Here is a 14,060-nt window from a genome sequence, read left to right as displayed (position 1 = left end):
GACGAGATCGCCCAGACCCACTTCCTGCGCGTGGCGCGGGAGGAGATGCGGGCCGAGGGGGTCGCCGTGCCCCTCTGAGTCTCCCACAAGGGAGCCATAGACGCTCTGGGACCTCTGGGCAGGGCGTGGCGCTCGCCGGGGGAGTAGCAGACGCCCCAGGCCCTGCCGCCCCGCTGAACCAACGGAGGACGGGGCGGGCCGGAGCGTGAGGCCACACCCGATTCCCGGCAAAATTTATAGAGATGACAGGAGAACGAAAGCCATGCGTTCGAGAGACGCCAACCAAATGAAGGGACGCCCGAGGCGTGCAGGACGGACCGTTGTCCGGCTGGACGCAGCGGTTCTCTGGCGGCGGCTCAACCTTCTGAACCGCTCCCAGAACTGGCTCGCAAAGGAGGTCGGAATCAGCCCCGGTTACCTCTCCATGCTGGTCAACGAGGGGCGAGCGCCCTCGGGTCGCATCCGACGTCGGATGCAAAGGGCCCTAGGCGTGGAGAACTTCCACGAGCTCTTTGAACAGGAGGTGCCTGATGACGATTAACACCAAAGATTCGCCCCGTCTCGGCGGGGACCTGGAACGGCCGGCCTACGGCAGCCTGCTCCCGGGGGACTTCACCGACCGCCTCGAACGCCTCAAGGCGGCCAGCGGTTTCACCTGGGCCGGACTGGCCAAGCACATCGGCGTCGACCACAAGCAGGTCTACCGGTGGCGAAAGGGCGCCGAGCCGTCCGGGGGAGCCATGTACGGCCTCTTCCGCTTCGCGGCCCGGTTGCCCGGAGGTCTCGCAATCCTCCTGGGCGAGCCGGTCCAGCTGAGCTTCTTCAAGGAGTGACCGGCCCCAGTTCAAGGATATGATCGACACGGCCTCCAGGACCAACGCCCCGTTCCGGGAGATCCTCGTCTGGAAGTTCTCCCGCTTCACCCGCAAGCGGGAGCACGCCGTCGTCTACAAGTCCATGCTCAGGCGCAAGAGAGTCAGGGTCTTCTCCATCACCGAGCACGCTGACGACACCCCCACGGGCAAGCTGCTGGAGGGCATCATCGAGACCGTGGACGAGTTCTATTCGGAGAACCTCGCCCAAGAGGTCTCCCGGGGGATGCGGGAGGCGGCCTCCCGCAGCGCAGAGCCGCACTGGACGACGTGGAAACCATAGCGGCCTACGCTCAGGACATGAGCGAGTTCCTGAAGAAGAGCGAACTGACCGAGCGCAGGGCCTTCATCGAGACCTTCGTCAAGGAGATCGTGGTGGTCTCCGACAACGCCCTGATGCGCTACACTATCCCTATGCCTGAAGACAGCCGGATACTTGGCAGGAACGCCGAGGATATGGCGTTGAACGGCTCGGTTCTGTCTACCGTCAAAAATGGTGGGCCACTCGGCATCAGTTCGCAGGCCATGGGCATGGCCACCAGAGTCACTGCAACTAACGACGTCAGTATGATATTCATAGCACCCCCTCTAATCGCACCGCCGTCTCCCACTCACAGACGGAGCAGAAGACGAGACGATATGCACATACGCATAGATCGAGGATCCGACGGCTGAAGTACGACGGAATTGGCACAGATGTTGACCATGCTACCGTACTCACATGAAACTTTCTGGCAATCCACCTGAAAGTTTCATGTGAGTTACCATGTCATTTACGAACTGCCTCCAAGCTGGACTTTGTACATTCACGCCGCGTAGGTCAGCGACTCCATGAATCTATTGAACAGTGGCGTTGGGATTTCTCGCATATCGGGTCTCTGCGACGACATACAGAAAGTCTCAGAAGTAAGCCAGAGGTGCCGGTGCACCAAAGCGATCGCATCGACGAAAGTCGGCGCTGCCTTGACATACCATGCCGCCGATCGTGTAGTTGCCGGTCGGCGACCTCTCAACACGTGAGCTGCGAGAGTTATCCAGGAGAACAGTCCCAACAGCACAGGAGTGGTCCGGGCTATGGCGCGATCCGACCACTGGCGTTGAGTCTCCACTGGTAGTAGCGCTCAGAAAGAGCCAGGGCAGTCAGCACAGGCAACGCCCATGTCCGACTTGCCCAGGGTATGTCGGTCAGCCACATCAGACTCATCCAACGCAGGCCGGAGGCCTTGACGAAGTGACTCCCGCTGGAGCGCACCGTGTCGCGATATATCCCCTTGGCCCTGATCCGCTTGCCACACCGCCGCTCCAGGGTTTCATCTATCCCAATCACCAGTGGACCATCGCCCTGATCGAGGTGTTGGAGCAGGAGCGACAGCAGCACACGACTCAATTGGAGGGTGACCATTCAGCGCGGTTGAGAACATGGTGGTAACGGGCGAAGCTCTTGTCATCGCTGAGTCCCATGACTCGGAGGGCGGAGGTGACGGTCCGCCTGCGCGTGGCCAAGACTGCGCCGACCAGCAGCACCTGGACTTTCGTCCATGTCCTGGCCTGGAACATCGGTGCGAACGGCTTGCGTCGGTCAGGTCTGTCGGATACGGTTTACGCTTCATAATGACCCGACCTTGACACTTCTCAGACACCCTCTAAGTTTTGTACAAAGTCCAGATTACATGGAATCTCGCTTATATACGCTGTTGTTAGAGTTCTCCGCCGACTGAGGGGTCAGCCCACTGGACGACTCCGCGCGCTCCAAGGTCTTCGATCTGCTGGTCGTCGTAGCCGATTTCGCGGAGCAGGGGTCTGGTGTGCTGGCCGATCTGGGTAGATGTCTCGTAGATCCCCGGTGTCATCGAGAACTCGACCAATCCTCCGTATCGGCGGTACTTGCCGACGTATGGGTGCTCCACCTCGACGCTCAGATCGTTTGCCCTAGCGTGGGGATGGTCAGCGTAGAAGTCGCCCTCCACGAGCTCGTCAGCTCGGACGCAGCCGACGTCTGCGTTGGTCAGCAGCTCTTCCCAGTCGTCAGCGGTACGCTCTGCGAGGACTGCCGAGAGCTCGGCAACCAGGGCTTCGTCGTTGTCATGTCGGGCCTCTGGAGTGGAGAAGCGGGGATCGGCCAACAGGTCCTCCCGCTGCACGGTCCGGCAGAATGTCTCCCACTCGTCCTGGAACAGGCAGGCCAGGAACACCCACCCTTCCCTGCAGCGGTAGAGGCGATACAGGGCGTGAAGGCCGTGGATCTCCTCGTCAGGCATCGCGATAGGAGGGCGGTCCGCGTAGTCGAAATACTCGTCGGCGTTGGTCCACGCATTAGCTGTGAGCATGTTGAGCCGGACGGGCTGCCCGCCTTGCCAGACGGCAAGGTCGCGCGCCCGGAGGGCGAGGACGATACCCGTGGCGATGGCCGGGGAGGTGTTCTGGTCCGGTCCCCAGTTGGCCTTCATGATCCAGCGGGTCGCCTCGACGGTCTCCTCCATGTCCATGACCTGTTCAGGAGGCGGGGGCATGCCCCGACCCATCTGCCGCATCGCGCCGCCGATGATTGCGCCGGGAATGGGATGGGCGCCCGGTCTGCGCGAGTGTTCTCCGTGTTCGCCATAGGCCGCCATCCAAACGTGGATGATGCGGGGATTGATCTTCCGGCACGTCTCCCAATCGACCCCGAGGCGCTCAGGAACACCGAGACGGAAGTTGTGCGATAGGACATCGGCTTTCGCGATGAGCTTGTGGATGATCTCCTTGCCCTCAGCGGTCTGAAGATCGATCTGAATGCACTCCTTGCCGGCATAGGTGCGTGGGTCGGCCACGGTCTGTTCGGTAGAACGCCGTCCCGCGTCCAGTCGTCTGTCGGTGGCGTCGACCTTGATGACCCGCGCGCCAAGGTCTGCCAGGAGAGCAGCGCCGTAGGGCCCGGCCTGGATCGTTGCCAGGTCCAGTACGGTCACGCCTGACAGCGGATGGGCCGGTGCATCAGCGCCATTAGTAGGGGCAGGTTTGAAACCTGCCCCTACAGCCTCCGGGGGCTGCTGCAGGCGTCCCAGCACTTCGTCGTTGTGCTGTCCGACGTCGGGAGCCGGGCCGCTTGGTTCTCCGGGCGTTTCCATCAGATCAGCGATGGGGGCAAGAGTGCGCATCGGCCCAACCCTTGGATCGTCGATCGTTACAACCAGAGAGTTGTCGACGACCGCTGGATGGTCCATGGCCCCGACGCTGTCGCGGTAGGGCTCAGCGGCGATGTTGCCGTCCTCGATGTAGATCTCCATCCACTCGTCGGAGGTCTTCTCCATCTGCTTCTTCAGAATCTCCCGGCGCAGCACCTCCCGGTTCTCCACGCTGACTGAGGGAACTCTCTCGAACCGCTCGTCATCGAGCAGGTGCTCAAGTCCAATGGCCTTGATGTGCCCGCGGATGTGCGGGACCCTCTGGTTGGCGTGCTGGAGCCATGTGCCGTCCTTCGTCCGCACGGGAACGTACCCTATGGAGGAGAGGCCGCGTCCGGGGGGCCTTCCGGGGAACCGCTCCGGGTCCCTGCGGCGGAGCTGCAGGTTAACCAGTCCGCCGTCGCCGACGTTGTTGTCGTGTGGAGAGGCCAGGTTCTGGACGATGCTTGTCTGTACCCACTGACCGCGTCCGCACTGGTCGCGCACTCGGAGCGCCCCGATGATGCCTCGCACCGCAGCCTGGCTGGCGTGCCAGCTTCCGGTGTACACCGCCGAATAGACCGGGCCTTCCCGGTTCGGCTGTCCCTGAAGGTTGAGCATCCGGCCTGCCTTGGCCGCAACAAGACCCTCGTAGCCTTTCACGCGGCGGAGGGGGCCCTTCTGTCCAAAGCCCGTGATGGAGCAGTAGACCAGGCCCGGGTAGAGTTTCGACAGGTCGTCATACGACAGTCCCCAGCCAGCCATGTCTCCGGGTCGGAATGACTCCACCAGCACGTCGGCCCTGCCTGCGAGCTGGATGGCCTGCTCACGGCCTTCATCGGTATCGAGGTCGAGCACGATGCCTTTCTTCCCACGGTTCCACGAAATCCAGGCTGGCTGAAATCGGAATGGGTCTCCACCGGGAGGTTCAACCTTGATCACTTCGGCGCCGTAGTCGGCCATCACCAGGGTGCACAGGGCCCCCGGCATTCCCAACGAGAAGTCCAGGACGGTTAGGCCGGTACACGGTCCTGACACGGTTCACCTCCTTAGCCCAGAATGGCTTAGGAGTCCGAGTATGCAACCACCGAAGATGCGCGTCAACCTCATTCGTCCTCACCGGACTCTTATGAAGTAACTGTGCCTGGGTTGGCATCCTGTCGACCAGGACGAAGTTCGGGGACCACAGGGACTTTGCAGCCCGGCTCTTCTCAATAGCGCACAATGCGCTGACCAACGCTTTCCTGCATGCCCAACCAGGAGGGGTCGAGGTCAGGCTGGACTTCGAGGCCGACAGTATCAGGCTGTCCGTCTCTGACGACGGCATGGGTCTCCCCGACGACTACGGAAGCCTGGTAGCGTACGAGGGCGAGAAGGCGGAGGCCGTGGGCAACCGAAGCCACAGAAGAGGCAGCTCAAGCTCGAGCAAGTGTCCTGAGCAACTCACGCTGCAACTCTTCCGAAAGTTCACAGGCTCGTGAATTCCTGTCCCAGCACTACGATGCTGGACACGATGATGATGCCAATCACTATGTAATTGAACATGCGTTCATCAATCCGTCCCACGAGGCGTGCGCCGATAGCCAGGCCAACTACCGATGGGACTATCACAATTCCGATTAGCGTAATGCGCTCCGGCGTGTACAGTCCCGCAATAGCAAAGCCGACAACGGAAAACAGCATCAGAATCACCAGGAAGAACGCCATTGCCCCCCTGACGGTGTGGCGTTGCCAGTTCTTCGTCATCAGATACAGCATCACCAGCGACCCCGCGACGCCGGACGTGGGTAGCAGCACACCCACCACGAAGCCCGCGAGAATACCCACGGGTCTCGAATAGGGAATCTCTCCCGAACGATCCGATGGCGAACAGAATGATCAGAACGGCGATTCCGATGCTGAGTACGCCTGAGTCCGCAGTTGTCAGTATGGTGATGGCGATAGGCACGCCACACACTGCAGCTATGGTTATCGGCACAATGTCCCTGAACGGAATGTCGCGCCATGACTTCGAGATAATCCAGATGCCTATCCCAAGTCCCGCGGTGCCGGAAACTACTATGACAGTCTGCGGTTCGTGGGCGATCAGCATTATCGGGGTGGCGATCATGCCTATCCCGAAGCCGGTCGCACTGAACACCAGAGATCCGAACAGGAGTGCGATGGCCGGCATCGCCATCTCGAGCCATCCGAAAGTGAGATCCATCAGAGCTGAGCGACCTTAAGCCCCAGCCTCAAGGTCTGCAGCTCTGATGGCGGATGCCTCGCGACACGTCCTTCCAACGCGATTCTGAAATGGCAAACCTCTACGCTGACTGCCCTTCGCACGCTATGTCGTGGGCAGGGCTACAGTGTCTCCGGTCTGGTGCTGCCATGTCCGGATTCTCGCTGCCATATCGCGAATCCGGTCCTTCTGGGCAGGATCGTTATACAGGTTGTTCAACTCGTGAGGATCGGAGTTCAGGTCGTACAGCTCGCACTGGTCGCCTGCGCACAGGTTCAGCTTCCAGCGGTCCGGGGTCACGACGGAACGCCACGGCAGCGCGAGCATCCTGTTGATCTCCGGAGCGCCGAGGAAGCGGTCGGGGATCTCATTGCTTGTGCCGTTCCACTGGATGAAGAACTCACCGGCCATCACCGGCTGAAGGCTCTTGCCCTGAAGGTTGCCGGGGACTTCGTGACCGGAGAGGTCCAGCAGAGTTGGGACGAGGTCGATGTGGCCGACGCTTCCAGGCAGCCTTGTGGACTCCTGTGACAGCCATGGGACGCGCATGAGCAGCGGCACCCTTGATGCCTCCTCGAAGAACGAGCGCTTCTCCAGCATCCCGTGATCGCCCATCATGTCGCCGTGCTCGCTCGTGAACACGACGATGGTGTTGTCGGCCACACCGGCGCGCTCCAGCGCCGACGTGATCCTGCCGACCATGCGGTCAACCAGCGTGATATTGGCCATGTAGTGTGCGCGAAGGGTGCGCCAGCCAAGCTCGGTGGAGACGTCCTCTCTCGAGGCTGCGTAGCGCATCATGTAGTCGTCTGCGGTCTGGTCGACGCCCTCAAGCATGAACTGCAGGAAGTAGTTGCCCCTGACCCGGTTGACGAGGGACGCGGACTCCGGCTTCTGCAGGAACCCGGGGCCGACAGGCAGCGTGGCCGGGTCGTACATGTCCATGAACGGCCCGTGGTACGGCGAGTGCGGCTCGAACGTGCTGACGTACAGCGCGAACGGCCTGTCGCTGTTGGCCTCGATGAACTCCGCGGCGCGGTCGCCGAGGAATGACGCCATCTGGTGTTCTTCAGGCAGATCGTAGTGGGCGTCGGAGCTGAACACGCCCACGCCATTGCGCTCCCTGTCCGGCTTGTAGCCCTGCTCGACAAGGTACTTGTTGTAGCTGGACACGAGGTAGCGCTGCTCAGGCTTGGCAAACCTGTGGCTGTCCTCGGCTGATACCCATTCATCGAAGCCGTGCTGGGCCACGAGGTCGTTGCCCAGGTGCCACTTGCCCATGTAGCCCTTGTAGTAGTCGTCCGACAGCATCTCGGCGATCACCGGGACGCTCTCTTCCAAGTGGATCTGGTTGACGATCGGGCCGGCAGCGTGCGGGTACAGTCCGGTCATGATCGTCGCGCGGGCCGGGGTGCACACGGGCTGGGCAACGTAGGCGTTCTCGAACACGAAGCTCTCGTCAGCCAGGGCATTCAGGTTGGGGACGTTCATCCAGTCGGCACCGTAGCAGGCCAGCGTGTCCTGGCGCTGCTGATCGCTGAAGATGAAGACGATGTTTGGGTTATCCGGCATTGATCAAGTCTCCTTGTGTTCGGACGGCCGCTTGAAGCTGCACATGTAAAGAGCGTAGCTCGCGTCGATCAGACGGTGGGTAGAGGTGCGTGGTCGAAGTTCTTGTGCTGCCAGAGCCGGACTCGGGCCGCGAGGTCCCTGACCCGGTGGCGCTGATCAGGGTGATCGAACAGGTTGGTCTGCTCGTACGGATCGTTGACCAGGTCGTACAGCTCGCCCTGGTCGGTAGCGCACAGCGCGAGCTTCCAGCCGTCGCGCACGATTGTCCGCCAGGGCTGCGTGTTGCGGAGGTTGATCTCCGGACTGCCGAGGTGGCGGTCGTCGATGTCGCTCACACCGTTCCACTGGACGAAGACCTCGTTGCCGTCGAGCGTCTGCTCACCACGCAGCACGGGGGCAAGGCTCTTGCCCTGCAGGTGGTCCGGCACGGATGCGCCCATCAGGTCGAGTATCGTGGGAACAAGGTCAACGTGGCCCACTGCGCCTTCCAGCATCTGGTGACTGGTAGATATACCCGGCACATGCATGATGAGCGGCACGCGGGCCGACTCCTCGTACATCGAGCGTTTCTCGAGCATCCCGTGGTCGCCAGCCATCTCGCCGTGTTCGCTGGTGAAGACGACAACCGTGTTATCAGCAACACCGTTGCGTTCGAGTGCGTCGAGTATCGTCCCGACCATCTCGTCGACCAGGGTGATGTTTGCGAAGTACTGTGCCCTCAGCCTGCGCCAGCCGGCCTCTGAGGTCACGTCGTGACCGCGAGCGGCGTTGGACTGCAGGTATGGGTCTGTCTCGGCGTCGGGTTGCCCGAGGTACTGCGTGCAGTACTCGGCCCGAACGGTGTTGTGGAGGGAACCTCCCTCCGGCACCTTCAGGAACGTGGGTCCCACGGGCAGTTCTTCGGGGTCGTACATGTCGTCGTAGGGGCCGTGATACGGCGGGTGAGGCTCGAACGTGCTGACGTACAGCATGAATGGGCTGTCGCTGTTGCGGTCGATGAAGTCCGCCGCCCTGCCTCCGAGGAATGATGCCATCTGGTGCTCCGCGGGCAGCCTGGCGCGCTGCATCGGCGAGAACATCATTTCGCCGTCCGCCCTTTGCAACTCAGGCTCGAACCCAGTCGCTCATCTGGGTGCGGTACTCGCGCTGCGTGTACTCGGGGCGATGGCCGTCCTCGGTGCTTATCCACTCGTCGAAGCCGTGCTGTCGAATGACGTCGTCCCCGAGGTGCCACTTGCCGAACCAGCCGGTGTGGTAGTCCTCCGGGGACATCTCGGCGACGCTCTGACGGTCCGGCGGAAGAGACATCCTGTTGACGGTCGGCCCTGCGAAATGAGGATAGAGTCCGGTAACGATCGTAGCCCGTGCGGGAGTGCATACAGGCTGAGCGACGTAAGCCCGCTCGAAGACGAAGCTGCTGTCTGCCAGCGCATTCAGGCGCGGCACATTGATCCAGTCGTTGCCGTAGCAGCTCAGGGTGTCATACCGCTGCTGGTCGCTGAAAATGAACACTACGTTAGGACGGTCAGGCATGTGGGCTCTCCTCCATAGTCGTTGATGTGTATCAGGAAGCGGCGTATCCCGGCGCTCTGATGCAGCTCACCCCTGGAGTTCGGGCACGTCGCCTTCACACTCTTCGATGGCCAGCAGGCACCTGGGATGGAACGAGCAGCCGCTGGGCGGATTGAGTGGGCTGGGGACCTCACCGGGCAGTGGAATCCGTTCCCTTCCCGCTTCAACATCGGGGTCAGGAATGGGTATGGCCGACAGCAGCGCTCGCGTGTACGGGTGAAGTGGGTCTTCGTAAAGTTCGTCCTGGGTGGCGACCTCGACGATACGGCCGAGGTACATGACCGCAATCCTGTCGCTCACGTGCCGGACCACAGACAGGTCGTGCGACACGAACAGGTAGGTGAAGTTGAACGTCTGCTGCAGCTCCTGCAGCAGGTTGATGATCTGGCCCTGGATCGATACGTCGAGCGCAGACACCGGCTCGTCACAGACGACGAACTCGGGGTTAACGGCCAGGGCGCGGGCGATTCCGATGCGCTGGCGCTGCCCGCCGCTGAACTCGTGAGGGAACCGGCTCGCCATGTTCGGATTCAGGCCGACGATCTCGAGGAGCCTGGCGACCTCGTCCCTGTATTCACCACGGCCCTTGACCAGGTTGTGCACCCTGAGAGGCTCGCCAACGCAGTCACCGGCGGTCTGCCGTGGGTCGAGGGAGGTGTACGGGTCCTGGAAGATGATCTGTGCGCGGCGACGCATGCCACGCAGCTCTTCCCTGTTCATCTCGTCCAGGTTGCGGCCGCCAAAGTAGACGTCGCCGGATTCTGCCCTTTCGAGCCGTAGAATCGCACGGCCGAGAGTGGTCTTGCCGCATCCGCTCTCACCTACCAGACCGAGCGTCTCTCCACGCCGGATAGCCAGGCTGACGTCGTCAACGGCCTTGATCAGTCCGACAGTCCGGGGAATGATCCATCCCGCCTTTACAGGGAAGTTGACCTTGAGATTACGGACTTCAACCAGGTTATCGCCTTCAGGATGCTGGCGATGTGCAGGAGAGTGCTGCGTTGGGGCAGTGGTCATGACGCCGACACCTCTCCAAGCTCGGTGGCGACCCAACAGGCTGCGCGATGACTATCGCTAATCGCTGTCTCATCCGGGAACTGGCCGGCGCAGACATCTATCGCGTAGTCGCACCTCGGCACAAACGGACAGCCGGGCGGCAGGTCTATAAGGTCAGGAGGGCGACCCTCGATGGTCTCCAGCAGTTCGCCTCGCACCTGGTCGACCCGTGGAATCGATCGAAGCAGGCCTCGCGTGTAGGGGTGCCTCGGATTGCGGAATATATCCCCCGCGTACATTATGTTGATCCGGTCAGCGTACCTGGCGACAACACCAAGGTTATGCGTGATCAAAATGAGAGTGACGCCGAACTCGCTGGCAAGACCCTTCAGCAAGTCCAGGATCTGCGCCTGGATAGTCACGTCGAGCGCGGTTGTCGCCTCGTCGGCGATGATCAGCTTGGGGCCGCAGCTCATCGCAATTGCGATCATCACGCGCTGGCGCATCCCTCCACTAAACTCGTGAGGGTACTGGTTCAACCTGCGCTGGGGGTCGGAAATGCCGACCTGTTCGAGAAGCTCGATCGCTCTCATCCGGGCTTCGCCGCGATTCAGTCCCTGGTGCCACATTACAGACTCGGAGAGCTGCTCCTCGATGGTGAGCACTGGATTGAGCGACGACATCGGCTCCTGGAAGATCATCGCGATGTCTTTGCCCCGGGTGTTTCTCAGCTCGACGCCGTCCATCTTGAGCAGGTCCTCGCCTTGGAACATGACCTCGCCGGTCTCGATCTTGCCCGGAGGCTCCGCGACCAGACGCATGATGGACAGCGAGGTCACGGACTTGCCGCACCCACTCTCGCCTACCAGCGCGATGGTCTCGCCTTCCATGGCGTCGAAGGACACGCCGTTGACTGCCTTGACCACGCCCTCACGGGTGTAGAAGAACGTGCGGAGGTCGCGTACCGAGATGAGCGGCTCCGGTTCACCGGGGCTAGTCAACTACTGCCTCCCTCTCAGACGAGGATCGATCATGTCCCTGATGGAGTCACCCAGCAGGTTCATGGCAAGAACGGTGATGGATATCATCACACCGGGAATCACCGCGAGATGAGGGCCGAGGTCGAACCGGGTCTGGGCGCCGCTGAGCATGTTGCCCCAAGACGGAGTCGGGGGCTTGATGCCAATGCCCAGGAAGCTGAGCTGCGCTTCGGCAACGATCGCGCCCGCGATACCCACGGCGACCAGCACGAGTGAGACCGGCAGCGTATTTGGGACAAGGTGAAGCACGACTATCCGCAGGGAAGACGACCCTATCGAACGCTGCGCCTCGATGAATAGTGACTCTCTTAGCGATAACACGTGCGACCGTATAACTCGTATGGACCCTATGGCACTGAACAGCGCCAGGGCGCAGATAACCACCGTCATCGTGAAGCCAAACGCCGTTGCTACCGTTATGACTATGACCAGTCCCGGCAGCACGAGGAGTGTGTCCACGAACCGCTGCAGGATCAGGTCAACCAGTCCGCCAAAGTATGCGCTGGTAATTCCTATCAAGGTTCCCACAGCCACACCCATGAGAGGAGACAGGAAGCCTACCAGAAGAGACACGCGTCCGCCGTAGAGTATGCGGCTGAACTCGTTGCGACCCAGTTCGTCCGACCCGAACAGCAGCATGCTGCCGTCGGTGGCAGTGTCGAACAGATTCAGGTAGCGGGTCGCGACGAACTTCGCCGGATCGTGTGGAGTTACCAGGGGGGCGAATACGGCCAACAGCACGAAGAGGAGCATTACCAAGCCGCCGATGGCCCCGGACGGATTCAGGCGAGCGAACTCCACCAGACCACTGCCGGCCTTCGACGCAATGCTCTGGACTCGCTGTGCAGGCCCCGATGGGCCGGTGTCAATCACGGCGCCCATGCGTTAACTCCGATCAGGCGCTTGAACGTCTGGGATCCAGTACCTTATAGGAGAGGTCGATCAGCAGAATCCATATCATCATGAACACGCCGATCATCAGGACCATGCCCAGCACCATCGCCGCATCTCTGCCCCTGACGGACTCGATCAGGTGCAGGCCGATTCCGGGGAGGTTGAAGACGGTCTCGAGCACGACAGCGCCGTCGAGAAGTGATGCGAAAAGCATTCCGAGCATCGTCACAACCGGCAGCAGCGCGTTTCTCAGGGCGTGCTTCACGATGACCACCCTGGGCAGCAGCCCCTTGGACCACGCGGTCCTTACGTAGTCCTCGTTCAGCACCTCCAGCATCATGGAGCGGATCATCCTGCTGATGACGGCGGCAGAGCGGAAACCCAGGATGAGCGCGGGGAACATAAAGCGCTGGAGCGCCTTGATTGGGTCATCAAGTATGTCGGCGTGCTGGGCCGGCGGCGCCCATCCTACTCCTCTTGAGAGGACCAGCAGGATCATTATGCCCAGCCAGAACGCGGGTACCGCCATGCCTATTGCGCTGACGGCGCGCACGGCCTGATCGAACGCACTACCCCTGAACAGCGCTGATAAGACACCTACGGGAATGGATATGACAATGGCTACGAAAACGCCCAGCAGGGCGAGCGTCACCGTTACGTCGATCTTGGGCTTGATCGCATCCCAGACCGACTGGTTGAAGTAGGCTGAGTAGCCAAGGTCGCCGCGCACCATCTTCCCGAGCCACCTGAAGTACTGCTCGTGAAGTGGATCGGCGAGCCCAAGCTGCTTTCGCAGCTTCTCAATGGCCTCCGGAGTCGCTGCATTCTCCTCGCTGGCGAGGAGTGTCGAAGCGACGTCTCCGGGAATGAACTGGAGCATGAAGAAAAGGAGCGTCCCGAGCAGCAAGAGCGTCGGTACGATCAGAAATACCCGACGGACGATATATCCTGTCAAATCGCCTCCCCTGATCTCCCCTCATGCGGCATGCAACGGCGGCCCCGATGGCCATAAGCGAGCCGCAAGGTCCCAGACCTATCTCACCTCGCTATATGTCGATGAAATACGCGTCCGAGAGTTGTTTACTCTCGGACGCTACTCAGACTCTATTTGCCGGGAGCAACGAAGCGTGACTGGATGAACTTGCCGGTCGCGATGGGATCGACGTTCATGACGTAGTTCCACTTGATCTGGAACTCATCTGGACGGCGGATTGGAACCTTGGGGTTCCAGCTCTCCCGCATGATCGTGTCCATCTGCTTGGTGATCTCTTTTTCTTCGACGGAGCCAAGCCCGACGCGGTCGAGTTCAGCCAGCAGGTCTAGCCACTCCTGCGGCGGCTCAGCCTGGCACATTTCGAAGCCAGCGCCCGGCCTGAAGACCTGGTTAATTATCTCGACAGGGCTCTTGCTGGCGACCGCCTGACCGAACCAGAACAGCTGATAGTCGCAAGCGTATGCCTGCTCCCTGGCGGAGGTCAACTCTGACTGCACTATCTCGATGTTCACACCCAGCGGTTCCATCTGCTGCTGGACGATCAGCACGATCTGGGGCTCGGCCTCCTCGGTGAGGAATTCGATCGTGTCGACGCCCTTCTCGGCGAAGACCTGCTTGGCCATCTCCTGCTGGGCTTCCTTCTGGCCCCAGTCCAGGCATGGGTAGTCGAGGACGTCGTCGTAGTTGGGGTCAGCCGTGCCGAAGAAGCTGATCTGGCGCATGTTGGGCGGATCGACGCCCGGGACGCTGGTC

Annotated in this window: 14 protein-coding genes and 2 pseudogenes; 4 read left to right on the top strand and 12 right to left on the bottom strand. The window is 61.2% G+C overall.

Annotated elements, in window-relative coordinates; translation table 11 throughout:
* Window positions 1–286 precede the first annotated feature (286 nt).
* Genes J4G14_13260 through J4G14_13245 form a run of 4 tightly spaced genes read left to right on the top strand, consistent with a single transcriptional unit; the run spans window position 287 to window position 1,547 of the window.
* Window positions 287–541, top strand: a complete 255-nt coding sequence (locus J4G14_13260; protein MCE2458758.1) for a helix-turn-helix transcriptional regulator — start codon at window positions 287–289, stop codon at window positions 539–541.
* A complete protein-coding gene (locus tag J4G14_13255) occupies window positions 531–833 on the top strand; it encodes a hypothetical protein (GenBank protein ID MCE2458757.1) in 303 nt (100 codons plus the stop codon). The genes J4G14_13260 and J4G14_13255 overlap by 11 nt, the downstream gene beginning before the upstream one ends.
* A 19-nt stretch (window positions 834–852) precedes the next feature.
* Window positions 853–1,155 carry a recombinase family protein gene (locus J4G14_13250; GenBank protein ID MCE2458756.1) on the top strand — a complete coding sequence of 101 codons (303 nt, stop codon included), beginning with the start codon at window positions 853–855 and terminating at the stop codon, window positions 1,153–1,155.
* The gene (locus J4G14_13245; protein MCE2458755.1) at window positions 1,143–1,547 is read left to right on the top strand and encodes a hypothetical protein; all 405 of its coding nucleotides are present in this window, start codon (window positions 1,143–1,145) and stop codon (window positions 1,545–1,547) included. Before J4G14_13250 ends, J4G14_13245 begins: the two co-directional genes overlap by 13 nt.
* A gap of 131 nt (window positions 1,548–1,678) precedes the next feature.
* Here J4G14_13245 and J4G14_13240 read toward each other — a convergent pair.
* From J4G14_13240 to J4G14_13185, 12 genes and pseudogenes are all read right to left on the bottom strand, one after another.
* Window positions 1,679–2,429, bottom strand: a pseudogene (locus J4G14_13240) (transposase).
* Window positions 2,430–2,569: 140 nt separating this feature from the next.
* Window positions 2,570–5,053: a CoA transferase gene (locus tag J4G14_13235; GenBank protein ID MCE2458754.1), complete on the bottom strand. Its 2,484-nt coding sequence runs from the start codon at window positions 5,051–5,053 to the stop codon at window positions 2,570–2,572.
* A 429-nt stretch (window positions 5,054–5,482) separates the two neighbouring features.
* Window positions 5,483–5,842 (bottom strand): TSUP family transporter, encoded by a 360-nt coding sequence (locus J4G14_13230; GenBank protein MCE2458753.1) that lies wholly within the window; start codon window positions 5,840–5,842, stop codon window positions 5,483–5,485.
* Window positions 5,843–5,858: 16 nt separating this feature from the next.
* Window positions 5,859–6,221 (bottom strand): annotated as a pseudogene (locus tag J4G14_13225) (TSUP family transporter).
* 123 nt (window positions 6,222–6,344) lie between these two features.
* Window positions 6,345–7,811 (bottom strand): sulfatase-like hydrolase/transferase, encoded by a 1,467-nt coding sequence (locus J4G14_13220; GenBank protein ID MCE2458752.1) that lies wholly within the window; start codon window positions 7,809–7,811, stop codon window positions 6,345–6,347.
* Window positions 7,812–7,879: 68 nt separating this feature from the next.
* A complete protein-coding gene (locus J4G14_13215; GenBank protein MCE2458751.1) occupies window positions 7,880–8,914 on the bottom strand; it encodes a sulfatase-like hydrolase/transferase in 1,035 nt (344 codons plus the stop codon).
* 1 nt (window position 8,915) lies between these two features.
* Complete coding sequence (locus J4G14_13210) at window positions 8,916–9,344, bottom strand: sulfatase-like hydrolase/transferase (protein MCE2458750.1); 429 nt, start codon at window positions 9,342–9,344, stop codon at window positions 8,916–8,918.
* A 66-nt stretch (window positions 9,345–9,410) separates the two neighbouring features.
* Window positions 9,411–10,400: an ATP-binding cassette domain-containing protein gene (locus tag J4G14_13205; protein ID MCE2458749.1), complete on the bottom strand. Its 990-nt coding sequence runs from the start codon at window positions 10,398–10,400 to the stop codon at window positions 9,411–9,413.
* The gene (locus J4G14_13200) at window positions 10,397–11,269 is read right to left on the bottom strand and encodes an ABC transporter ATP-binding protein (protein ID MCE2458748.1); all 873 of its coding nucleotides are present in this window, start codon (window positions 11,267–11,269) and stop codon (window positions 10,397–10,399) included. Before J4G14_13200 ends, J4G14_13205 begins: the two co-directional genes overlap by 4 nt.
* A 111-nt stretch (window positions 11,270–11,380) precedes the next feature.
* The gene (locus J4G14_13195) at window positions 11,381–12,301 is read right to left on the bottom strand and encodes an ABC transporter permease (GenBank protein MCE2458747.1); all 921 of its coding nucleotides are present in this window, start codon (window positions 12,299–12,301) and stop codon (window positions 11,381–11,383) included.
* 13 nt (window positions 12,302–12,314) lie between these two features.
* Window positions 12,315–13,268 (bottom strand): ABC transporter permease, encoded by a 954-nt coding sequence (locus J4G14_13190; GenBank protein ID MCE2458746.1) that lies wholly within the window; start codon window positions 13,266–13,268, stop codon window positions 12,315–12,317.
* 149 nt (window positions 13,269–13,417) lie between these two features.
* Window positions 13,418–14,060 (bottom strand): hypothetical protein (locus tag J4G14_13185; GenBank protein ID MCE2458745.1); only part of this gene is annotated, 643 nt, incomplete at its 5' end.

This window comes from Dehalococcoidia bacterium, from assembly GCA_021295915.1.
In the GTDB taxonomy this organism is placed as follows: domain Bacteria; phylum Chloroflexota; class Dehalococcoidia; order Lucifugimonadales; family UBA1123; genus VXRN01.
Note: the sequence above shows the minus strand (reverse complement) of the source record. Positions and strands in the feature narration are given on the sequence as shown.

Bases quoted from the DNA above. Each gene is read 5' to 3' on its own strand.
- J4G14_13260 (MCE2458758.1), top strand. From the start codon at position 287: ATGAAGGGACGCCCGAGGCGTGCAGGACGGACCGTTGTCCGGCTGGAC.
- J4G14_13255 (MCE2458757.1), top strand. From the start codon at position 531: ATGACGATTAACACCAAAGATTCGCCCCGTCTCGGCGGGGACCTGGAA.
- J4G14_13250 (MCE2458756.1), top strand. From the start codon at position 853: ATGATCGACACGGCCTCCAGGACCAACGCCCCGTTCCGGGAGATCCTC.
- J4G14_13220 (MCE2458752.1), bottom strand. From the start codon at position 7,811: ATGCCGGATAACCCAAACATCGTCTTCATCTTCAGCGATCAGCAGCGC.
- J4G14_13210 (MCE2458750.1), bottom strand. From the start codon at position 9,344: ATGCCTGACCGTCCTAACGTAGTGTTCATTTTCAGCGACCAGCAGCGG.
- J4G14_13205 (MCE2458749.1), bottom strand. From the start codon at position 10,400: ATGACCACTGCCCCAACGCAGCACTCTCCTGCACATCGCCAGCATCCT.
- J4G14_13200 (MCE2458748.1), bottom strand. From the start codon at position 11,269: ATGGAAGGCGAGACCATCGCGCTGGTAGGCGAGAGTGGGTGCGGCAAG.
- J4G14_13195 (MCE2458747.1), bottom strand. From the start codon at position 12,301: ATGGGCGCCGTGATTGACACCGGCCCATCGGGGCCTGCACAGCGAGTC.